At 60.5% G+C, this 22,043-nt stretch carries 19 protein-coding genes; all 19 read left to right on the forward strand.

Going from position 1 to position 22,043, the window contains the following annotated elements:
• Window positions 1-50: 50 nt before the first annotated feature.
• The 19 genes from I9188_RS13505 (at window position 51) to I9188_RS13595 (ending at window position 22,035) form a co-directional block, all read left to right on the forward strand.
• The gene (locus tag I9188_RS13505) at window positions 51-1,559 is read left to right on the forward strand and encodes a nitrite reductase (RefSeq protein ID WP_280922414.1); all 1,509 of its coding nucleotides are present in this window, start codon (window positions 51-53) and stop codon (window positions 1,557-1,559) included.
• On the forward strand, window positions 1,516-1,779 hold the full coding sequence (locus tag I9188_RS13510; RefSeq protein WP_209507042.1) for a hypothetical protein: 264 nt from the start codon (window positions 1,516-1,518) through the stop codon (window positions 1,777-1,779). Before I9188_RS13505 ends, I9188_RS13510 begins: the two co-directional genes overlap by 44 nt.
• Before the next feature lie 543 nt (window positions 1,780-2,322).
• Complete coding sequence (locus tag I9188_RS13515) at window positions 2,323-4,500, forward strand: NosR/NirI family protein (RefSeq protein WP_209507041.1); 2,178 nt, start codon at window positions 2,323-2,325, stop codon at window positions 4,498-4,500.
• 14 nt (window positions 4,501-4,514) lie between these two features.
• Window positions 4,515-6,422, forward strand: coding sequence for a TAT-dependent nitrous-oxide reductase (gene nosZ, locus I9188_RS13520; protein ID WP_209507040.1), 1,908 nt, complete (start codon window positions 4,515-4,517; stop codon window positions 6,420-6,422).
• A 2-nt stretch (window positions 6,423-6,424) separates the two neighbouring features.
• Entirely contained in the window at window positions 6,425-7,681 is a 1,257-nt protein-coding gene (locus tag I9188_RS13525) for a nitrous oxide reductase family maturation protein NosD (protein WP_209507039.1), read from the forward strand.
• Window positions 7,671-8,564: an ABC transporter ATP-binding protein gene (locus I9188_RS13530; protein WP_209507038.1), complete on the forward strand. Its 894-nt coding sequence runs from the start codon at window positions 7,671-7,673 to the stop codon at window positions 8,562-8,564. Before I9188_RS13525 ends, I9188_RS13530 begins: the two co-directional genes overlap by 11 nt.
• Entirely contained in the window at window positions 8,561-9,382 is an 822-nt protein-coding gene (locus tag I9188_RS13535; RefSeq protein WP_209507037.1) for an ABC transporter permease subunit, read from the forward strand. The genes I9188_RS13530 and I9188_RS13535 overlap by 4 nt, the downstream gene beginning before the upstream one ends.
• Window positions 9,379-9,894, forward strand: coding sequence for a nitrous oxide reductase accessory protein NosL (locus I9188_RS13540; RefSeq protein WP_209507036.1), 516 nt, complete (start codon window positions 9,379-9,381; stop codon window positions 9,892-9,894). The genes I9188_RS13535 and I9188_RS13540 overlap by 4 nt, the downstream gene beginning before the upstream one ends.
• On the forward strand, window positions 9,891-10,784 hold the full coding sequence (locus I9188_RS13545; RefSeq protein WP_209507035.1) for an FAD:protein FMN transferase: 894 nt from the start codon (window positions 9,891-9,893) through the stop codon (window positions 10,782-10,784). The genes I9188_RS13540 and I9188_RS13545 overlap by 4 nt, the downstream gene beginning before the upstream one ends.
• A gap of 129 nt (window positions 10,785-10,913) precedes the next feature.
• Window positions 10,914-11,429: a ferredoxin-type protein NapF gene (napF, locus tag I9188_RS13550; RefSeq protein WP_209507034.1), complete on the forward strand. Its 516-nt coding sequence runs from the start codon at window positions 10,914-10,916 to the stop codon at window positions 11,427-11,429.
• Window positions 11,426-11,719 carry a chaperone NapD gene (locus I9188_RS13555; protein WP_209507033.1) on the forward strand — a complete coding sequence of 98 codons (294 nt, stop codon included), beginning with the start codon at window positions 11,426-11,428 and terminating at the stop codon, window positions 11,717-11,719. Before napF ends, I9188_RS13555 begins: the two co-directional genes overlap by 4 nt.
• Window positions 11,716-14,208, forward strand: a complete 2,493-nt coding sequence (napA, locus tag I9188_RS13560) for a nitrate reductase catalytic subunit NapA (RefSeq protein WP_209507032.1) — start codon at window positions 11,716-11,718, stop codon at window positions 14,206-14,208. Before I9188_RS13555 ends, napA begins: the two co-directional genes overlap by 4 nt.
• 28 nt (window positions 14,209-14,236) lie before the next feature.
• A complete protein-coding gene (napG, locus tag I9188_RS13565) occupies window positions 14,237-15,055 on the forward strand; it encodes a ferredoxin-type protein NapG (RefSeq protein WP_209507031.1) in 819 nt (272 codons plus the stop codon).
• Complete coding sequence (gene napH, locus I9188_RS13570; RefSeq protein WP_209507030.1) at window positions 15,052-15,969, forward strand: quinol dehydrogenase ferredoxin subunit NapH; 918 nt, start codon at window positions 15,052-15,054, stop codon at window positions 15,967-15,969. The genes napG and napH overlap by 4 nt, the downstream gene beginning before the upstream one ends.
• Window positions 15,970-15,981: 12 nt before the next feature.
• The gene (locus I9188_RS13575; protein ID WP_209507029.1) at window positions 15,982-16,419 is read left to right on the forward strand and encodes a nitrate reductase cytochrome c-type subunit; all 438 of its coding nucleotides are present in this window, start codon (window positions 15,982-15,984) and stop codon (window positions 16,417-16,419) included.
• Window positions 16,420-16,448: 29 nt separating this feature from the next.
• Entirely contained in the window at window positions 16,449-17,141 is a 693-nt protein-coding gene (locus tag I9188_RS13580) for a NapC/NirT family cytochrome c (RefSeq protein ID WP_209507028.1), read from the forward strand.
• A gap of 13 nt (window positions 17,142-17,154) precedes the next feature.
• Window positions 17,155-17,412 (forward strand): hypothetical protein, encoded by a 258-nt coding sequence (locus I9188_RS13585; protein WP_209507027.1) that lies wholly within the window; start codon window positions 17,155-17,157, stop codon window positions 17,410-17,412.
• 485 nt (window positions 17,413-17,897) lie between these two features.
• Complete coding sequence (locus I9188_RS13590; RefSeq protein WP_209507026.1) at window positions 17,898-21,098, forward strand: adenylate/guanylate cyclase domain-containing protein; 3,201 nt, start codon at window positions 17,898-17,900, stop codon at window positions 21,096-21,098.
• Between the two features lie 52 nt (window positions 21,099-21,150).
• Window positions 21,151-22,035 carry a family 1 encapsulin nanocompartment shell protein gene (locus tag I9188_RS13595; RefSeq protein WP_209507025.1) on the forward strand — a complete coding sequence of 295 codons (885 nt, stop codon included), beginning with the start codon at window positions 21,151-21,153 and terminating at the stop codon, window positions 22,033-22,035.
• Window positions 22,036-22,043 lie beyond the last annotated feature (8 nt).

Raw genomic sequence — 22,043 nt, forward strand, 5'->3', positions numbered from 1 at the left:
CCAAGGGAGCCTCCGGCGGGAGTATTTTTGAAAAGATGAAGCTCGTGGTGATGTGTTCCGTGCTGACCGCAGGTGCAGCCTGGGCAGACGCGCCAACGGATTATGCTGAACATTGTGCGTCCTGCCACGGTGAAAACCGTCTGGGCGGCGTCGGCCCGGCCTTGATCCCCGAGACGCTCCAGCGCATGCGCGGGCCCCGCATCGCAGCGGTGATAGCCGAAGGGCGCGCGGCGACGCAGATGCCTGCTTTCTCGCACAAACTTGACGCTTTGCAGATTGAAGAGCTGGCAGGCTGGCTAAAATCACCGCTGGAAACCGACCCCGAATGGGGCGAGGCCCATATCATGGACAGCCGCACGCTGGATGACGGTTATATCCCGGTTGATGCGCCAGTGTGGTCCAGCGATCCGATGAACATCACTCTGGTGGTAGAAACCGGGGACCATCACGTCAGTGTGCTGGATGGTGACACGTTTGAGGTTCTGGACCGGTTCGAGACACCTTTTGCGGTTCACGGCGGGCCGAAGTTCAGCCCGGATGGGCGTTACGTTTTCATCATGTCCCGGGATGGCTGGGTTCAGAAATACGACATTTGGGCCCTGCAACAGGTGGGGCGCGTACGGGCGGGGCTTAACAGCCGAAACATCGCAATGTCCGGCGACGGCAAGTGGCTGGCCGTCGCGAATTATTTGCCCAACAGTCTGACCTTGCTGTCGACCGAAGACCTGTCGGTGGCAAAAGTCATTGCAATCAAAGGAAAAGCGGGGAAATCAAGTCGTGTATCCGCGGTGTATCAGGCCCCCCCGCGTGAGAGCTTTGTTCTGGCACTCAAGGATGTTCCCGAAATCTGGGAGGTCTTTTACGGAGCCAACCCGCCGCAATCCGGGTTGGGTCACGACTTTCGCATCGAAGGGCAGTTCAAGAACCCCGACCCCTTCCCGGTGCGCAAGATCACCACGCCCGACTATCTGGACGATTTCTTTTTCGATCAGAGCTATGAATACGTGATGGGTGCCGCACGCGATGGAAAGGGCGGACAGGTGATCGACCTTGTTATTGGGCACAAGGTGGCCGATCTGGACTTGCCGGGGATGCCGCATCTGGGCTCGGGGATTACGTGGAAGCATGGCGATACGACCGTCATGGCCACACCGCATCTGACCGACGGCACGGTGTCGGTGATCGACATGGGGACTTGGGAAACTATCAAGCGGATAAAGACCGAAGGGCCGGGCTTCTTCATGCGGAGCCACGAGAATTCGCCTTACGTCTGGGCCGATGTCTTCTTTGGTCCCAACAAGGACGCCATGCATGTGATCGACAAGCAAAGTCTTGAAATCGTGAAAACTTTGCGCCCCGCCCCGGGCAAGACCGTGGCCCATGTCGAATTCACAAAGGATGGCCGCCACGCGCTGGTCTCGATCTGGGAAGATGACGGAGCGGTGATCGTTTATGATGCGCAGACGCTGGAAGAAGTACGCCGCTTGCCGATGCGTAAACCGTCTGGGAAGTACAATGTCTGGAACAAAATCACCTTCTCGGAAGGCACCAGCCACTGAGGGCAAATGGCCGGTCTGGAAACTGGCCATTCTGCTTTATCCAGCCACCATGTTGACCGTGGCCATCAACCTGTTTCTGGCCGGGCTGATCCTGCACAGCGCCGGTTTCGGGGTGATTGGACCGGTTCCGGCGATCCTTTGGTCAATACCTTTGGGCATACCCGCGTCCTGGTTGGCGGGGCGATGGGTGCGTGGGTTGATGGACGAAGCGGACGGCTGAAGGGAAATTCCAAAGGCCTGACGAAAGTCAAGTATCGGACAGGGAAAACCGCCTACGACTCGGGAAAGAATACCGAGTTGGATTCTCCATGCCTGCCTTTAACTCCTTCCACAACCTCCCTGATCGCGCGTTACGTGCGGCGTGTGGACTGGCAGGTATTTTCCTTCTGTTGTTGCAAATGCTTGGCCCGGTGCTGGCGAGTCCCGGTGAGAGCATGTGGGTGGAGATCTGCTCGGAGGCGGGCGCGGTCTGGGTTCAAGTTGACCTTGAAGAAGGCGACGATGATCCAACCGCGCCCTGCCCGAAATGCGCGGACTGTGCGCTTTGTGCGGTGACGGCGTCAGCACCGATGCCGGGCGCTTTGCTGTGCGCAAGCGTCGGAAATGTTCAAAATGTACGCTTTGAACATGGGGAGCAGTGCATTTTGTACAGCCCCAAACACCTGTGGCCCGAAACCCGGGGGCCCCCGTTTGCGACCCAAGAAGAATCTGAACGCGCCCCGCGCGCGTCCATGGCGTCCACCCAATTGATCGGAGGTGCGCCGTGGTCGTAAGTCGCGCAATCCATTTCCTTCTGGCCCTCGTTCTGTCCTGCAGTGTTGCAATCAGTGCACGCGCCGACAGTCTTGCCAGCTTTCTTCCCGACATTGATCCGGCTGACCTGGCACCGGGCGCCGACGCGTTTGGCCCGGTACGCAGCGACGTGAAGGTTGCCCCGGTCCTTCGGGGTGGCGAAACCATCGCGTGGGCTTTTCTGACTTCGGACTTTGTCGGTACGACCGGCTATTCCGGCAAACCCATTCACGTGGTTGCCGCCATCGACGCAGACGCTGTTTTGACCGGTGTTCAGCTGGTCAAGCATTCCGAACCCATCGTGCTGATCGGCATTCCCAATTCCCGGATGGTCGAACTGACCGAAGGCTATGCGGGCCTTGACCTGAAACGAGAGGCCGAAACCGGGGGTGAGGGGCATGACCTCGACATTATCTCGGGCGCGACCGTGACGATCATGGTGATCGATGACAGCCTTGTGCGCGGAGGGATCAAAGTGGCCCGCGCGCTGGGGCTGGGCGGATTGTCTCCGGTGCAGGCTGGAGGTCCGAAGCGCGAAGTCGATATGGCGCAGGATGCGGTTTACGACTGGCCCACATTGTCGGGAGACGGCTCGGTCCGGCGCATGACGCTGGATGTCGGGCAGGTCAATGCCGCCTTTGAAGCCACCGGGGATCAGCGCGCGATCAAGCGACCCGAACCGGGCGAGCCGGATGACACCTTCATCGACATGCACATGGCGCTGGTCTCGGTCCCGTCCATCGGCAAGTCGCTGCTGGGTGAAGCCGAATACCAGAACCTGACCAACTGGCTGGACGAAGGTGAACAGGCCATTCTGGTACTGGGGCGCGGGTCCTATAGTTTCAAGGGATCGGGCTATGTCCGGGGTGGGATATTTGACCGGATTCAGCTGATCCAGGGCGACAGCTCGGTGCGGTTCTTCGACAAGCAGCAGCGCCGTCTGGGTGAGGTTGCAGCGCCGGATGCCCCCAGCTTTACCGAACTGGATATCTTCAAGATCCCGGCGGATGCCGAGTTTGACCCGGCCGAGCCGTTCCGCCTGCAATTGCTGGTGCAGCGTGCCGTCGGGGCAGTGGAAAAGACCTTTCTGACCTTCGATCTGGGATACAAACTGCCGGAACAGTACCTGTTGCCGGTCACCGCACCATCGGTCGTGGATGATGCAACGGGCGAAGCGGCCGCCAAGGCCGCCCTGTGGCAGCGCATCTGGAAGGATCGCACTGTCGAGATCGCCGGGCTTGGTGTCATGCTGCTGGTGCTGACGGCAACGTTCTTCTTCCAGTTCCACGCCACGATGAATGCGCGCGTCTTCTACTGGTTCCGCATCGGGTACCTGACGATAACCCTGTTCTTCATCGGCTGGTATGCCAATGCACAGCTGAGCGTGGTGAACCTGATGGCACTGGCGGGCAGTTTGCGCACCGGGTTCTCGTGGGATGCGTTCCTGCTGGATCCGCTGGTCTTTATCCAGTGGTTTGCCGTGGCCGCCGCCCTGCTGTTCTGGGGTCGTGGGGCCTATTGCGGCTGGCTGTGCCCGTTTGGCGCGCTTCAGGAGCTGACCAACAAGATCGCACGGGCGTTCAAAGTGCCGCAATGGACTTTGCCCTGGGGTCTGAACGAGCGGCTGTGGCCTGCGAAATACATGATCTTTCTGGGTCTTTTTGGCCTGAGTTTCGTGTCGATCCCGCTGGCCGAGCAATATGCCGAGATCGAACCGTTCAAGACCGCGATCATTCTGAAATTCATGCGCGACTGGCCGTTTGTGGTCTTTGCGCTGGTCCTGCTGGGGATCGGGCTGTTCGTTGAGCGGTTCTATTGCCGCTATCTTTGCCCGCTGGGCGGAGCGCTGGCGATCCCTGCCCGTATCCGCATGTTCGACTGGCTGCGCCGCTACAACGATTGTGGCACGCCCTGTCAGACCTGCGCCAATGAATGCCCCGTTCAGGCGATCCACCCCACCGGTGAGATCAATCCGAACGAGTGCGTCACCTGCCTGCATTGTCAGGTGCTCTATCAGTCCGAGGACAAATGTCCCGTCGTTATCCGCCAACTGAAACGGCGGGCCAAGACCGGGTCGGTCACACCTAAGACCCCCCTCGGGCAACCACCGGCGAACCATCCGAACGCCAAACTGAAAACCGTTTTCTAAAAGGAGGAACGACCATGTCGGACCAAGAAAACAAACTGAACATCACGCGCCGCGGTATGCTGGGGGCCACTGCCACTGGTGCCGTCATCGCCGGGACCGGTCTGGGATCGACCCTGATGACCGCGAAAGAGGCCAGCGCTGCCGCCAAGCAGCATCTGGAGCCGGGCGAGCTGGACGAATATTACGGCTTCTGGTCGTCGGGCCAGACCGGCGAGCTGCGTATTCTGGGCGTGCCGTCCATGCGCGAGCTGATGCGGGTGCCGGTGTTCAACCGCTGTTCGGCCACGGGCTGGGGCCAGACCAACGAGTCGCTTAAGGTTCTGACCGAAGGCCTGCTGCCTGAAACCAAGGAATTCCTGGCTGCAAACGGCAAGGTCACCTATGACAACGGCGACCTGCACCACCCGCATATGTCTTTCACCGATGGCACCTATGATGGCCGTTATCTGTTCATGAACGACAAGGCCAACACCCGCGTGGCCCGTGTGCGTTGTGACGTGATGAAATGCGACAAGATCATCGAGATCCCGAACGCGCATGACATCCACGGCCTGCGTCCGCAGAAATTCCCGCGCACCGGCTATGTCTTTGCCAATGGTGAGCACGAGGCCCCGCTGGTCAATGACGGCCAGATCCTTGATGACCCGTCGCAATATGTGAACATCTTTACTGCCATCGACGGCGACAGCATGGAAATTGCGTGGCAGGTGATGGTGTCGGGCAACCTCGACAACACCGACTGCGACTATCAGGGCAAATACGCGTTCTCGACCTCGTACAACTCGGAAATGGGTATGAACCTGGCCGAGATGACCGAGAACGAGCTGGACCACGTGGTCGTGTTCAACCTCAAGGGCATCGAGGATGCGATTGCCGCGGGTAACTATCAGGAGCTGAACGGCGTCAAGGTCGTGGACGGGCGTAAAGAGGCGGGTGGAAACCTGACCCGGTACATCCCGATCCCGAACTCGCCGCACGGTGTGAACGCGGCCCCCGACAAGAAACACATCATGATCAACGGCAAGCTGTCGCCGACCGTGTCCGTGATCGATGTGGAAAAGGTCGATGCGCTGTTCAGCGAAAACGCCGATCCGCGTTCCGCTGTTGTCGCCGAGCCGCAGCTGGGTCTTGGCCCGCTTCACACGGCATTCGACGGCAAGGGCAACGCCTATACCACCCTGTTCCTGGACAGCCAGGTGGTGAAGTGGGACATTGCCAAGGCGATCGAGGCCTATGCGGGTGCCGATGTTGACCCGATCGTCGACAAGGTCGACGTGCATTACCAGCCGGGCCACAACTCGACCTCGATGGGTGAAACTGCCGAAGCCGATGGCAAGTGGCTGATTTCGATGAACAAGTTCTCGAAAGACCGCTTCCTGAACGTGGGTCCCCTGAAGCCCGAGAATGAGCAGCTGATCGATATTTCCGGCGACAAGATGAAGGTGGTCCATGACGGCCCGACCTTTGCCGAGCCGCATGACTCGATCATTGTTCACCGGTCCAAGGTGAATCCGGTCAACGTCTGGGACCGCAACGACCCGATGTGGGAGGAGGCGCGCGCGCAGGCTGCTGCTGACGGTGTCGATCTGGACGAAGGTGCCGAGGAACCGATTCGGGATGGCAACAAGGTACGGGTCTACATGACCTCGACCGCGCCCGTGTTCAGCATGGAGAAGTTCACCGTCAAACAGGGTGACGAAGTGACAGTCTATGTCACCAACCTCGATGACGTGGATGATGTGACCCACGGCTTCTGCCTGTCGAACTTCGGTATCGCGATGGAAGTTGCACCGCAGGCCACCGCCTCGGTCACGTTCATTGCCGACCGTCCGGGCGTGCACTGGTTCTATTGCCAGTGGTTCTGCCACGCGCTGCACATGGAGATGCGCGGCCGAATGTTTGTTGAGCCGCGGAGCGCATAAACATGCGTTGGCCCCTGCTCATACCGCTCCTGCTCGGCTCGCCCCTTTGGGCGGCGGATTGGGATGTGCCCAATCGGGCGGGGGCCATCAACGAGATACTGGCGCAGGCGGCGGATGGGGACACCCTTCGCCTGAGCCCCGGCGTTTATGTCGAGCAGTTGGTTCTGGACCGGCCCGTGACCCTCGACGGGCTGGGACATGCCACCATCGACGGCCAAGGCCAAGGCAGCGTGATCACAGTGACCGGGCCGGGCGTGACCCTGCGCGGGCTGACGGTGATCGGATCAGGCTCGGACCATGACGGCATCGACAGCGGTATCCAGCTGACCAAGACGGCGCGCGCGCCGGTGGTCGAGGACAACGTGCTGCTGGGTAATCTTTACGGCATCGACATCCACGGTGCGAAGGACAGCATCGTGCGACGCAACCGGATTGAAGGGCGGCAGGATCGCCACATGAACGGGCGCGGCAATGGTGTCTATGTCTGGAACGCGCCAGGTGCGGTGGTTGAAGGCAATGACATCCGCTATGGGCGCGACGGGATCTTTGTGAACTCGTCCAAGAAGAACACCTTTACCGGCAACCTGTTTCGCGATCTGCGGTTTGCCGTTCACTACATGTATGCCGACGACTCGGTCGTCAGCGACAATGTCTCGATCGGCAACGATCTGGGCTATGCGGTGATGTTCACGACCAATGTGCGGGTCGCCAACAATGTCTCGATCGGGGACCGCGAACATGGCGTGATGCTGAACTATGCCAACAAGAGCGTCATCACCGGCAATGTCGTGAAAGGTGCCAAGGAAAAATGCACATTCCTGTATAACTCGAACAAGAACGAATTCACCGACAACTGGTTCGAGGGATGTGGCATCGGCATCCACTTTACCGCCGGCAGTGAACGCAACCGCATCGTTGGCAACTCATTCATCGGCAACCGGACGCAGGTGAAATATGTCTCGACCAAGTGGGTCGAGTGGTCAGAGGACGGGCGCGGCAACTACTGGTCCGATTTTGCCGCCTATGATGTGGATGGCAACGGCATCGCCGATGTCCCCTATCGACCCAATGACAGTATGGACCATGTGCTGTGGACCCAACCCGCAGCCAAATTGCTGCTCGGCTCCCCCGCCGTGCAGCTGGTGCGCTGGTCGCAATCAGCCTTCCCGGCTTTGTTGCCGGGGGGTGTGATGGACAGCAACCCATTGATGCAAGCCCCTGAACCCCCAGCTATGAAAAAGGTGCCTCATGACGGATAAGGCCCTGTCAATTGACCATGTCAGCAAGAACCGGGGGAAAACCTGCGTTCTTGACGATATCACCCTGTCCCTTGCCCCCGGTCAGCGCGTGGCGCTGCTGGGCCATAACGGCGCGGGCAAGTCGACCCTGATCAAATCCATCCTTGGCCTGACGCCCATTCGGGACGGAGCCATTCGGATCGGGAACGCCACCCCCGGCAGCGCGCAGGCACGACGGGATACGGCCTATCTGCCCGAGGCGGTCTCGTTTCACCCGGCGTTGACAGGGCGCGAGCAGCTGACGCTGTTTGCGAAACTTTCCGGGTCGAAAGCCGATGTGCCCGGTCTGCTGGAACGCGTCGGCCTGAGCGACGCTTTGGACCGCCGGATCGGTGCCTATTCCAAGGGGATGCGGCAACGACTGGGGCTGGCGCAGGTGCTGCTGGGACAGCCGAAAGTGGCGCTGCTGGATGAGCCAACATCGGGCTTGGACCCGATCTCGCGGCAGGACCTCTATGCCATTATCGACGAATTGGCCGCGCAGGGTACTGCGGTGCTGATTGCCAGCCATGCGTTGACCGAGGTTGAGGCCCGCACCGACCGGATCGCCATCATGCGCAAGGGTCGGATGGTGGCCGATGACACGCTGAACAACCTCTCGGCGCTGGCCGGGCTGCCGATCCGCCTTAAGGTGCGGGCCAGCGCCAATGCGGATGCCTTGGCCGCCGAACTGGGTGGCAACCGGATCAACGGCGCGTCCGTTGAGCTGCTCTGCACACCCGAAGACAAGATGGAGGCCCTGCGCCGGATCGCCAGACTGGGCGACGCAGTGGCGGATGTGGAAATGACACCGCCCAAGCTGGAGGATCTTTATCGCCACTACGCACAAGAGGAGAGGACATGACCCGCTTCCTTGCCATCACCCGAACTGAAATGCTGATCCTGCGCCGCAACCGCTGGCTGCTGGTTGCCACGCTGATCATGGTGCTGTTCGCCTTGGCGCTGACCTTTGCGGGCAGTGCACCCACCGGCACTTTGGGTGTTGATATGCTGACCGTCTCGGTCGCGTCGATGACCACATTGTCGGTTTACCTTGCGCCTTTGCTGGCGCTGATGATTTCCTTTGACGCCATCGCGGGCGATGTGGACCGGGGCAGCCTGTCGCTGCTGCTGTCCTATCCGGCTGGACGCGGGGAAATCCTGTTGGGCAAGTTCTGCGCCCATCTGGCCGCGCTGGCCTTTGCCATGACCGTGGGTTTTGGCACCGCAGGTGCGGTAGCCGCGTTCTTTGGTGGTGCCGGGCCGGAAAGCCTGATGGCGCTGGTGCGACTTATCCTGACCTCGATCCTACTGGGCGCCGTGTTTCTGGCGCTTGGATACCTGCTGTCCGCTTTGGCGAGGGGCGCCACGGCGGCTGCGGGTCTGTCGGCCGGGCTTTGGCTGGTTTTTGTCGTCCTTTATGATCTGGGCCTGTTGGGGGCCGTCGTCATGGACAAGGGCGGCGCATTCACCCAATCCGTCTTTCCATGGGTGATGGTAGCCAACCCGGCCGACGCGTTCCGTTTGTGGAACATCGCCGCGACGGAAGGCGTGGCCATGGCCTCGGGCATGACCGGGGCCGCACAGGCCCTGCCGGTCTGGGCTGCGCCCGCGTCGCTGCTGATCTGGCCGGTGCTGGGCTTTGCCCTCGCCCGGCTGGCTTTCCGGAGGGTTGAGCCATGAGACGTCTTGCCCTGATCGCATTGCTCGTACTGGCGGCCTGCAAGGAAGAGCTGGCCGAGGCCCCCGATCCGGTCGATCTGACACCGGATGCGCTGAGCTATTTCTGTCAAATGAATGTCGCCGAGCATGGCGGGCCCAAGGGGCAGATTCATCTGAAAGGCTATCCGGCCCCGCTGTTCTTTGCACAGGTGCGGGACATGGTGGCCTATCTGAAAAGCCCCGAGCGCGATGCGGATATCACTGCCATCTATGTCAGCGATATGGGCGTCGCGCCAAGCTGGCGGCATCCGGGGATTTCGAACTGGATCGCTGCGGATGGTGCGACTTTTGTGGTTGGTGCCGATGTGGCCGGCGGCATGGGGGCGCGCGAAGTGGTGCCCTTTGCCGATCCTGCCGATGCCCAGGTTTTCGCGGAGACCTATGGCGGGACCGCGATGCGCCTGCCCGACATTCCCGATGCCGAAGTGCTGGGCCCTGTCGATCTTGATCTGACATTGGAGACCCCCGTATGACCGCCCTGTCCCGTCGCCGTTTTCTGATCATTTCCGCCGCCTGTGCGGCCACTCCGGCCATGGCTTCGGACACGCACTGGCGCGGAACCGCCCTTGGGGCTGCGGCCAGCCTGCGGCTGGTCGGGCTGACGGATGCCGAGGCCGCACCGATCATCGCCGCCGTCGAGGGTGAGGTGACCCGGCAGGAGGATATCTTCAGCCTGTACCGTCCGCAGTCACAGCTGAGCCGCCTGAACCGCGACGGTGTTTTGACCGCACCTGCGCCTGAACTGTTGAAGGTGCTGAGCCTGAGCAGCGCGCTGCATCAGGCATCCGGCGGCGCATTCGACCCCAGCATTCAACCCCTGTGGTCTGCTTTGGCAACGCGCGCAGGCCCCGGAGATCTGGCTACCGCCCGCGCTGCTGTGGGCTGGGAACGGGTGTCTTTCGATGCCGCGTCGGTGCGGCTGCCGGTGCCGGGCCAGTCGGCCCTGACGCTGAACGGTATCGCCCAAGGGGCCATCACGGATCGGATTGCCGCGCTGCTGCGGGGCTTTGGTTTGCGTGATGTTCTGGTCGATATGGGAGAGGTTGCCGCCATGGGTACACGAGGCGACGGCGCCCCGTGGAAAGTCGGGTTGGCCGCGCCGGATCAGCGGGTTCTGAAGCGGGTCGCGCTGCGTGACCGCGCGGTCGCAACATCATCGTCGCTGGGGACGCGGCTGGGACGAGGTTTCGGTCACATCATCACCTTGGATGGGCCTGCAAACCGGGACAGAACGGTCTCGGTTTCTACCCCTGACGCGGTGGTGGCAGATGGTCTGTCCACAGCAATTTGCGCGGCATCAGACAGCCAAGCCGCTGAAATAGCGCGCCATTTCCCGCAAGCCCGTGTCGAGCTGAATGTTTAGAAAAGTACCGCGAACCGCAGAACGAGCAACAAAATCAGAAAAAATATGATATAGGTCAAGTCCTGCACTGTTTCACACAGCTAGGAAGTAAGGACGCGAACCAATCTATCCAAACTCGAGTCGCCAGCCATGAGCCAGTTGACCAGCAGACGCGCTTTTCTGAGCGCACGTATCCTACGGGAGGATCCTGATGCGATCCGACCGCCGGGTGCGGGCGTGACAGGATTTGCCGATCTGTGCACCGGCTGCGAAGACTGCGCCGGGGCCTGCCCGGAAGACATCATCACATTCGACAACAGCGGCTTTCCGGTTCTGGATCTTTCCGCAGGCGGCTGCACCTTATGCGGTGCATGTGCCGAGGTTTGTCCGACCCCGGCGCTGTTGCCCGAGCGTGTGGCCGAGTGGCCGTGGCGCGCACGGATCGAGGCCGCAAGCTGCCTGTCGATGAACGGGGTGAGCTGCCGCCTGTGCCAGGACACTTGTGAACAGGAAGCCATCCGCTTTCGCCTGCAACTGGGCGGGCGGGCTGAACCGGCGCTTGAAACCGAAACCTGCATCGGATGCGGCACATGTTCTGCCGCCTGCCCTGCCGGGGCCATCACGATGCACCGCCCCACCCCTTTGCACCCGGAGGTGACCCAATGAATATCTGTGGCTGTCTTGTCCACATCGCCCCCGATCACACCGACGCCGCGCGCGCGGCGATGACCGGCACCGATGGCGTCGAGCTTCATGCCGAGGCCGGGGATGGCCGGTTCGTCGTGGTTGTCGAGGATACAGCCGACCGGCTGGCCTCGGAAACCATCATGGATCTGCACCAGATCCCCGGCGTGATCTCATTGTCGCTGACCTATCACCATTTCGAAGATCCCGCGGAGGCTGCTCCGCGTCCTGATGCTCCAAGCCAACCGTCCAGCAGGAGGCCCATGCAATGACCATCTCTGAATCCCGTCGTACATTCCTGAAAGCGTCCGCAGCGGCTGCCACGGCCTCGGCTGCCGGCATCCCGCTGGCCGCTGGTTCGGCCAGCGCTCAGGCCGCTGCGCCTGATATCCGCTGGGACAAGGCCGCCTGCCGGTTCTGCGGCACAGGCTGTTCGGTTCTGGTGGGCACCAAGGATGGCCGCGTAGTCGCCACGCAGGGCGACCCTGATGCGCCGGTCAACCGGGGTCTGAACTGTATCAAGGGCTATTTCCTGTCCAAAATCATGTATGGCAAGGACCGCCTGACCACGCCGCTTTTGCGCAAAACCAACGGCGAATATGACAAGAACGGTGAGTTTGAGCCGGTCAGCTGGGACGAAGCCTTTGACGTCATGGCTGCCAAGTGGAAAGAGGCGCTGGCCAAGAAAGGCCCGACCAGCGTGGGCATGTTCGGTTCCGGTCAGTGGACCGTCTGGGAAGGTTATGCGGCGGCCAAGATGATGAAGGCCGGATTCCGGTCGAACAACATCGACCCTAACGCGCGTCACTGCATGGCGTCGGCCGTGGTCGGCTTTATCCGCACCTTCGGCATCGACGAGCCAATGGGCTGCTATGACGACCTTGAACACGCGGATACGTTTGTTCTGTGGGGGTCGAACATGGCCGAGATGCACCCGATCCTGTGGTCGCGCCTGACCGATACGCGCCTGACCAAGCCGGGATGCGAAGTGCATGTTCTGTCGACCTTCGAGCACCGCTCGTTCGAGCTGGCCGACAATGGCATGGTGTTCAACCCGCAGACCGATCTGGCGATCCTGAACTATATCGCCAATTACATCATCCAGAATGGCGCGGTGAACGAAGAGTTCGTCAAGAACCACGTCAACATCACCAAGACCGCCACCGATATCGGTTATGGCCTGCGCGACAATCATCCGCTGCAACAAGAGGCCGCGAACCCCAATGTCGGCAAGATGGAACCGATCAGCTTTGAGGAATATGCCGAGGCGGTATCGGCATACACGCTGGAATACACTTCGGAGTTGTCCGGTGTTCCGGCGGACAAGCTGGAGCGTCTGGCCCAGCAATATGCCGACCCGAACCGCAAGGTCATGAGCCTGTGGACCATGGGGTTCAACCAGCATACCCGCGGGTCGTGGGTGAATTCGTTGATGTATAATGTGCACCTGCTGGTGGGCAAGATTTCCGAGCCCGGAAACTCGCCCTTCTCGCTGACGGGTCAGCCGTCGGCCTGCGGAACCGCGCGTGAGGTTGGCACCTTTGCCCACCGTCTGCCTGCCGACATGGTTGTCATGAATGACGAGCACCGCGAGATTTGCGAAACCGCCTGGAATGTGCCTGCGGGTACCATTCCGGCCAAGCCCGGCTTTCACGCCGTACTGCAACACCGCAAGCTGAAGGATGGCGATCTGAACGCCTATTGGGTGCAGTGCAACAACAACATGCAGGCCGCACCGAATATCAACGAAGAAGGTTATCCCGGGTATCGCAACCCCGAGAACTTTATCACCGTTTCAGACCCCTACCCGACCGTCACGGCCGTGTCCGCCGACCTGATCCTGCCCACCGCCATGTGGGTCGAGAAGGAAGGCGCCTATGGCAACGCCGAGCGCCGTACCCAGTTCTGGCGGCAGCAGGTCAAGGCACCGGGCGAGGCCAAGTCGGACGTGTGGCAGGTGATGGAATTCTCGAAACGTTTCACCGTTGAAGAGGTCTGGGGCGAAGAGTTGCTGGCCACCATGCCGGAGCATCGCGGCAAGACCATGTACGAGGTTCTGTTTGCCAATGGCAGCGTCGACAAGTTCCCGCTGTCGGAAACCGCCGAGGGCTTTGACAACGACGAATCCGAGCATTTCGGGTTCTACGTTCAGAAGGGTCTGTTCGAGGAATATGCCAATTTCGGACGCGGCCACGCGCACGATCTGGCACCGTTTGAAACCTATCACCAAGCCCGTGGCCTGCGCTGGCCGGTCGTGGATGGCAAGGAAACGCTGTATCGTTTCCGCGAAGGCTATGACCCTTATGTGCCCGAAGGTGCGGGCGTGAAGTTCTATGGCAAGAAGGATGGCAAGGCGAGCATCATCTTTGCGCCTTACGAGCCTGCGGCCGAGGAGCCGGATGCAGAATATGATCTGTGGCTGTGCACCGGTCGTGTTCTGGAACACTGGCATTCTGGGTCGATGACGCGCCGTGTGCCAGAACTGCACCGCGCCTACCCGGCGGCTGTGGTTTACATGCATCCGCAGGACGCCAAGGATCGGGACCTGCGCCGGGGTCAGGAGATTGTTCTGTCTACCCGTCGAGGCGAGGTCATCAGCCGGGTCGAGACCCGTGGGCGCAACAAAGTGCCGCGCGGTCTGGTGTTCATGCCGTGGTTCGACGAAGGCCAGTTGACCAACAAGCTGACGCTGGACGCGACCTGCCCGCTGTCGAAAGAGACCGACTTCAAGAAATGCGCCTGCAAGGTCGAGCGCGCATAGGCAACAAGGATCGTACGGGTAAATCCTCATGTCTTTTGCCGACAAACCCCTTTCACCGCAGCGGCGCCGGTTCCTGCAGGATTCGGCGCGGGCGGCGGGCGGCTGCGTGGTCGCCGGGACGGTGCTGGCCTATCTGGCCCGCGACGCCCGCGCCCTGCCGGCCGAGGCTTTGCGCCCGCCCGGCGCGCTGCCGGAAAAGGAGTTTCTGTCAGCCTGTATCCGCTGCGGATTATGCGTGCGGGATTGCCCATATGATACTTTGAAAATGGCCGAGTTGGGCTCGGACGCGGTGGCGACGGGAACACCCTTTTTCACCGCGCGGGATATTCCCTGTGAGATGTGCGACGACATCCCATGTGTCACCGCTTGTCCGACCGGGGCACTGGACCCGGCGTTGGACAATATCGACGATGCGAAGATGGGGGTCGCGGTTCTGGTCGACCAGGAGAACTGCCTGAACTTCCTCGGGTTGCGCTGCGATGTCTGTTACCGCGTCTGCCCCGTCATCGACGAGGCGATCACGCTGGACACCACGCACAACACGCGGTCGGGTCATCACGCGATGTTCATCCCGACCGTCCACGCCGACCGCTGCACCGGCTGCGGCATGTGCGAGAAAAGCTGTGTTCTGCCCGAGGCCGCCATCAAGGTGCTGCCTGCCCGGCTGGCGCGGGGCAGTTCGGCAGAGCATTACCGCAAGGGTTGGGAAGAAAAGGCCGCGAAAGGCGCGCCGGTGGTCGAGGGGATCATCGACCTGCCGGACCGTTTGCCCGGACCGGGCACGGACAATCTGGCCACGCCCGGCGGCTTTGCGCCGGGATATGATCTGCCGGGGCTGGGACAATGAGCGCCCGCACAGATATGCCCACAGGTCACGAGGCCATCGCCAGCAAGGGCTGGATCGGCGCGCACCGCTATCTGCTGCTGCGCCGTGCAAGCCAGCTGTTCTTTCTGGTTCTGTTTCTGCTGGGCCCATGGTTCGGCATCTGGATCGTTCAGGGCACGCTGGCCGGGTCGCTGACGCTGGGCGTGCTGCCTTTGACCGATCCGTTCATCCTGTTGCAGAGCATGGTTGCGGGCCACTGGCCCGAAATGACCGCGCTGATCGGTGGGCTGATCGTTCTGGTGGTCTATGCCTTGATTGGTGGCCGTGTTTATTGTTCCTGGGTCTGCCCCATAAACCCGGTGACGGACGCGGCCAACTGGGTGCACCGCAAGCTGGACCTGCCGAAAGGCTGGCAGCCCAAGCGCGGCACGCGCCTGTGGATTCTGGCAACCGTCCTGCTTGTTTCGGGTCTGAGCGGCATGATCGCGTGGGAGTTGATCAACCCGATCACCATGCTGCATCGCGGGCTGGTTTTTGGAATGGGCTTTGTCTGGGCGCTGATCGCCGCCATCTTTGTCTTTGACGTCTTCGTCTCGCGCCACGGATGGTGCGGACACCTGTGCCCGGTGGGTGCGTTCTATGGCCTGATCGGAGCAAAAAGCCTGCTGCGGATCAGCGCCACAAACCGCGCCGCCTGCGATGACTGCATGGATTGTTACGCGGTCTGCCCGGAAAATCAGGTGATCTCGCCCGCACTGAAGGGCAAACCGGGAAGTACCCCGCTGATCCTGTCACCCGACTGCACGAATTGTGGCCGCTGCATCGATGTCTGCGCGGTCGACGTTTTTACCTTTACTCACCGGTTCGACGACCACGTCGTCCAACCTTCCGATCCAGTTGCCGCGCCCGAGCCGCGCGCCGCCAGACCTATCTAGGGGAGTGCCAAGATGAAAAAATCTATCGTTACAGGCGGAATTGCCCTTCTACCCGTATTATTGCTGAGCGGATGGGCCCTCGCGCAATCTGCTCAGGTTGAATCCCTGCGCGGTGCGGACGTGGATGAGCCGGTGCCGCTGGACCAGATCCACCGCAATGTCGAAGGGCGCCAGCAGCGCAATTACCGTCAGCAGCCGCCAGTCATCCCGCATTCGGTCGAACAGTACCAGATCGACATCCGTACCAACCAGTGCCTGTCCTGCCATGACTGGACCAAAGCCGGTGACCGCAACGCGCCGACGCTGTCGATGACTCATTACCTGGACCGTGAAGGCCGCGAACTGGATCGGATCGCCGGAACCCGGTATTTCTGCAACCAGTGCCACGTACCGCAGGCCGACGCCCCGCCGCTGGTCGACAACGTGTTCCAGCCCTCCGCCGGCAATTGATCCAACGCAAGACTGAAAGGAGCACCGATATGGCCGACTCTCCTGAAAACCGCGGCTTGCTTGGTCGCCTCTGGAACGCGATCTGGACGCCGACGGTGCTGTTCAGTTCAGGCTTTCTTGTCCTGGCCGGATTTCTGGCCGGTATCCTGTTCTGGGGTGGATTTCACTGGACCCTTGAGCTGACGAATACCGAAGAATTCTGTACCTCGTGCCACACAATGGAAACCAACCTGGGCGAGTATCGCGAAACGATCCATTACAACAACCATTCCGGCGTTCGTGCGATCTGTTCCGACTGCCACGTGCCGGATGAATGGAGCCACAAGATCAAAGCCAAGATCATGGCCGTCAAAGACGTCTATCATGAGCTGGCCGGAACCATCAGCACACCCGAGCAGTACGAGGCGCATCGCCTGAGCATGGCTTCGGCCGTGTGGAAGAAGATGAAGGAGTCGGACAGTCGTGAATGCCGCAACTGTCACAACTTTGACTACATGGACTTTACCATTCAGGAAACCCGCGCCGCGTCGGAACACCAGCGCGCCATCGACACCGGCATGACATGCATCGACTGCCATCAGGGCATCGCGCATAATCTGCCCGCGAACTATCTGGAACAGTACCAGAAGATAAGCGAGGCCGTGGAGGGCGAGGTTCTTCAGGAACATGCATCCGCCTCGGGCAGCGACATCCGCGCGTTTCTGAACAACAGTTCGAATTAGAGTGGGGGCAGACATGTTAGACTTACTTGGAACAATCGGCGCCAATGTCCTGGGCCTGCCCGGCATACTTGGGCTGGCGCTTGGAATGATGACCCGCAAGCTATGGCTGGGTGCGGTACTGGGGGCCGTTGTCGGCATTCTGGAAACGCTGGTTTTTGCGGGCTTTCAGTTTGCCCATGTGGAAGCGCTGGAACTTGGTATCTCGGTTCTGGTCGGGCTTTGCGCGGGCAGCCTTGGTACTGCCATCCGCCTGAAAGGCGCAACCGTCTGAAGAAGAAACCGGTTCTGCCCGTTTGGTGGAACCGGTATCCTGCCGAGTCACGTTTCCCGCGCCAAAGCGGACGCTTGTGCCGCGCGCGACGCGTCTATTGACGTAACGGAAGCGTTTAAAGAGCGCGGCAGCAACGAAAATCGGCAGGGTGTGATTTTCGCATTTCCACAACTTCGATGAAAGCGCACGAGGCCCTAGAGCCTAGGGAGAAACACCCATTCCCATTCCGTGCGGCAAGGCAGCAGGCCCGGCCCAGATTTGCGCGTGAAAAATCAATATGAAACCGAAAGCCAATGACTTGACAAGAAAAATTCAAAGTGGAGTGGAAATTCGAAACGACATCTGTCACAGCAGATAACAAGTTAATAATGGTGTCCCTGCGTCATGTGGATAGAACGTAAATTCCTCTCTATTTTTGCTTATACAAATACAATATGTTTTGAGGGGAGTAAGGGGGGAAGGAAAATGGGCGGGGGCGCAGAACGATGACGGGGGTCCTTGAGGCATCGCCGCGTATCTCTAAAGTTCTTCAACTGGCTGATCTGGAAAACCATGCCACGCTGTTTCGGCAGGAAGGCGTGGATGATGATATTCTGGACGAGCTGACAGATCCCGAACTGCGTGATTTGGGGTTGACGGTTGGCGAAAGAAAGCGGTTTCGCAAGGCGCAGGCGCGTCTGAAATCTGAGGAAGCTTCGACCCGGCAGGAGCTTAGGTCCGAAGCCGAACGGCGGCAGCTTACGCTGGTTTTCTGCGATCTCGTGGGGTCCACGCAGCTGGCCCAGCGGTATGACCCGGAAGACCTGATGCAGATCATGAACCTGTATCTGGATACGGCGATCGGGACCCTGAAACAGCATGGCTGTCACTTGGCCTACAGGCAGGGCGACGGGATCATGGTCTATTTCGGATATCCCAAAGCCATGGAGGACGATGCCGAACGCGCCGTTCGCGCCGTGCTGGAGACCATCGAAGCCGTACAAAACCTTGAAAACAGGTTTGGCGAAAAACTGGATCTGCGCGCGGGAATTGCCACCGGTATGGTTGTTGTAGGGGTGGTTTCGTCGACAAGTCTTGGGTCGCAGGACTTTCTGGTCGGTGAAACCGCGAACCTTGCATCCCGCCTGCAAGGTCTGGCCGAGCCGGGTGAGGTGATCGTTTCCGCAGAGACGTGGCGATTGACACAAGGCGCATTCGAGTTCGAGCCCCGTGGCAGCCACAACCTGAAAGGATTTGACAATCAGCGCACCGTCTATCGCGCCATTTCCGAAAGCGTTGCGACCAGCCGGTTCGATGCGCGTGTCGGACAGTCAGCTGTTGATCTTGTCGCCCGGGGCGACGACCTTTCGGTCCTGACCCAGCTTTGGAAAGATGCACAGGCGGGCTCCGGCAGGTTCGCGTTTGTCGGCGGCGCCGCAGGTATCGGCAAGTCGCGGCTGATCAAATCGCTGTCCGAAACAATTGGCGTCAAACCCTTTACGTTGCAGTGCATTCCGCATCTGGCCAGCCTTCCGCTTCACCCGATCGTGGGAGAGTTGAGGCGGGTTTCAGGCGACAAATCCGATGACAGCATCAGGGCCGCGATTTCCGATTTTGTTCAGGCTGCCTCTCGTCTGAGCGACGCGGACTTGCCTGTTCTTCTCGATATGGCCGGGGTCGAAACGGGCGCAGCGCCGGATCCAGACCCCCTGAAGAAGGCCCGCAAGTCGCTGGACGTGTTGTTGCGCAGCCTTGGCAGCCTGTGTGACAGGCGCGGCACCTTGCTGCTGGTGGTGGAAGACGTGCACTGGGCTGACGCAACCACGCTGGACGTGCTGGAGGCGCTGGCATCGGGTCTGGACGGGTTCCCGATACTGGTGGTCCTGTCGCATCGCCCTGAATACGAGCCGCCTGAGCATTACGAGGGCCGCGCGGCGCGCATCGATCTGACACCTCTGGCCAGCAGTGAAGCCTCGGAACTGGTCCGGCGCGTGGCCGAGCCATACAGTTTGCCGGTCATCCTGATCAGGCAGATTGTCGAGAAAGCCGATGGCGTGCCGCTTTACATCGAAGAGATGACCAAGGCGGTTCTGGATCAGCTGCCGCAAGATGCGCCGATCAACGCCGAGGTTCTGGATGCCCTGAGTATCCCCGCGACCCTTCAGGATTCGTTGATGTCGCGTCTTGACCGGATGGAAAACGCCAAGCCCATTGCGCAGCTTGGGTCTGTTATCGGGCGCAGTTTCACCTCGGCGATGATCCAGGCGGTTGCGCAGGAAGACATGGATGTGGAAAGCGCGCTGATGCAGCTGATGGCGGCTGGCGTTGTGCTGATCACGGGCGAAGCCGGAACGGCCACCTATACGTTCAACCACGCGCTGGTTCAGGATACGGCCTATAACTCGCTGCTGCGCGAAGACCGGCAGAAGGTTCATCTTAAAATCGCACGGGCCTTGCTGGCCGGACATAACGCATTCGGAAACCCCGCCCCCGATACCGTGGCGCATCACTGCGACCATGGCGGGTTGAAGGATGAGGCGGTGTCCAACTGGTTTACGGCAGGCGAACAAGCCCTGTCGCGGTTGGCGAACCTGCCTGCGATCTCGGCGTTTCGCGCGGCACTGCGCAATATCGGAACGATGCCCGCCAATGCCGAGCGTGACGGGTTCGAGCTTCGGGTGCAGATGAATATCCTTCCGGCTTACATGGCGATCTATGGATGGTCCTCCGATCAGGTCGGAGAGACAGCCGCCCGCGCGATGGAGCTTGCCCATGCCTTGGGCGATGGCGAAACCCTTTTCGCGGCCACCTTCTGCCGCTGGACCAATTTCTTTGTCGCGGGCCAGATGAACCGGGCAATGGAGATGGGGCAGGCTCTGGACGCGATGGCCGGTATGAGTGGCGATCCTGTCGCCAACGTGCTGGCAGCCCGCGCGCTGAGTTTCACGCATTACTTTCGCGGGGAATTCGCGGATTGCGAGCAGCAGCTTGACCGTGCCTTTGCGCTGATCACGCCCGAGCTGGACATGGCCATGATGCCGATGACCCAGTCCTCGACCACGGCGTCGTTGCTGGCCATTCAGGGGTGCCTTCTGTGGCAGCAGGGCAAGTTTGATGAGGCGGAGGCCGCACGTCTGAAAGCCATCGACGTCAGCCGGGCACTGAACCACGCACCCAATCTTGTCTATGTCATGGGCGCGTGCAGCATGTTCCTGCCCTACGCGGGCGAATGGGACCGGCTGGACGTCACTATGAAAGAAGCCCGCAAGATCGCCGATGAGGAAGGGTTCCTGTATCTTCACGCCATGCAGGATATCTACATGGGTCTTGCGCAGGCGGGAAAAGGTGACATCGAGGGCGTCCCGGCCCATATCGAGGCCTGCATGAACCTGATCTCAAAGTCTGGTGGAAACTTTACTTTTCCGCAGAATCAGATTGTTCTGTCTGAGTTGATGATCGATCACGGGGATATTGATCAGGCCCTGGACCGGCTTGAAACCGTGTGTACCCCCGGTTGGGAACGAGGAGAAACGCTGAACAAACCGGAATATCACCGCGTGCGGGCCAAAGCCTTTGCTGCCAAAGGTGATCGGGACAGCGCGATTGCCGAGGGTGAACTGGCATTGGCGCTTGCCCGCGAATGTGGTGCCGTTGTTCAGGAACAGCGCGCCGAGGCACTTCTGGACAGTTTGACGAAAGCCGAATGAACGAGACGGACTGCCCGGCCAAACAGGGCAGCATCACCAAGAGGGATTTACAATGACCGACGCATTGGATTGGAACACCGAACAGTGGAATGCCGTTAACAAGGCCGTCCATGATGAAGCGCTGCGTGCGCGGGTGGCTGCGAGCTTTCTGCCGCTTTATGGGCCGCTGCCTGCGGACACGCAATCTGTTCCCCTGAACAAGCTGGGTCTGGTCGACAACGCATCAGGCGCGGCCAAGCGTCTGGAAGTGAATGATTATGACACCCTGCGGCTGACGACGGTTTCCGTCAACGTCTACCTGAAAGGCGCGCAGGTGGCTGATCCGGAACTGGCCGCGGCCATGATCATGTTCCGCCGGGCCGCCGCCGTCGTGGCCAAGGTCGAGGATGACATCGTTTTCAACGGCCAGCCAGGCAGCAGCGAAGCGCCCAAACATGCCGGTGGCGCACCTGCCGATCTGCCGCCTATCTATACCGTCAGCGGGGGCGGCAAATACCCGGGGCTGCTGGAGGCTGGCGAAGGTCAGTCCATATCGATCAACGGGAAGAAAAAACCCTGTTCCGGCCCCGAGGTTTTCGAGGCCGTGGTCGCGGGCATCAACAAGCTGGAAGCGCATGGATACCTTGGGCCTTTTGCCTGTGTGATGGGCAATGGGCTGTTTCAGGCCGTGACCACGCCGATCGAAAACTCGATGGTGCTGCCGCGTGACAGTATTCTTCCGTTCCTTGACGGCCCGCTGCTGCGATCGGGCACCCTGCCCGCAAACAAGGCAGCACTTGTATCGCTGCAAGGTGCGCCGGTCGAGATTGTCGTGCCTTCGGATATCGCGGTGAAGTATCTGCAAACCTCGTCTGACGGTGAGCACATCTTCCGCGTGCAGCAGAAGTTCCACCTGAGGATCAAGGAAGCACAGGCGATCTGCACCATCACGTGCTGACCGGAGAA

It is taken from the genome of Ruegeria sp. HKCCSA071, assembly GCF_017872555.1.
Taxonomy (GTDB): domain Bacteria; phylum Pseudomonadota; class Alphaproteobacteria; order Rhodobacterales; family Rhodobacteraceae; genus Ruegeria.